The 715-nt window shown below is 35.4% G+C and carries 1 protein-coding gene; it reads left to right on the forward strand.

The window, feature by feature from the left end:
* Nucleotides 1-39 precede the first annotated feature (39 nt).
* The gene (locus H4J69_RS19620) at nucleotides 40-621 is read left to right on the forward strand and encodes a hypothetical protein (protein WP_182245205.1); all 582 of its coding nucleotides are present in this window, start codon (nucleotides 40-42) and stop codon (nucleotides 619-621) included.
* The last annotated feature ends 94 nt before the right edge of the window (nucleotides 622-715 follow it).

Raw genomic sequence — 715 nt, forward strand, 5'->3', positions numbered from 1 at the left:
GGGCGTTAGAATCAATCTGAATAGGAGTTATGTAACGAAATGAATGATGAAAAGTATTCAGGATATTTAGCTTTAAAGCTTGAGCTTTGGCAGGTATATCATAATCATAAAGAGAACATGTCAAATGCAGGTTTTTTGGTACAACTGAGTCTATTTGGTGCAATTATATCAAAAGGGATTTGGCCTCCTGAGTGGGTGGCTAATGTTATAGCTCTTCCCAAGGTAGCAACTTTTACTGTTTACTTTATGCTGTGGTTTTTAATCCATTACTATACTCGCTGGCAGCTTATAAACAAAAGAATAGCAGCCCTTTATTTTGCTGGGTACGATAAGGCATTTATATATTTAACTACAAATGACTTATGTGCTGAAGATATAACTATTAATAGTGAAGGTTCTCATAAACCTAAACGGTGGAGAGACTTTCTTTCGAAGGTTATCTACGTTCCTAATGGTTTTATAAAAATGGATGCTAGTGTTAAAAATTTACCGGAGTTTGTAGCTAGAGAAGTAAAGTATATGTTTAATTCTGGGAGTGGGGCCGATTCACTCGAAATATTAATGACTTATGCTAGCATAGTTATAATGTTTATCGTGGGGCTGAAAATATTCTTTGGTTAAAAATGTTCAGGCCTTGCGAACTTAATTCTAACAAGGCGTTCAAACGGACAAAAAACAGTTGGTTTTGTTCGCTGCGTTCACTATTTTAACCAAC

The sequence above is a fragment of the Colwellia sp. BRX10-9 genome (assembly GCF_014077405.1).
Lineage (GTDB): Bacteria > Pseudomonadota > Gammaproteobacteria > Enterobacterales > Alteromonadaceae > Colwellia_A.

Coding starts and splice junctions, on each gene's coding strand:
- H4J69_RS19620 (WP_182245205.1), top strand. CDS start 40: ATGAATGATGAAAAGTATTCAGGATATTTAGCTTTAAAGCTTGAGCTT.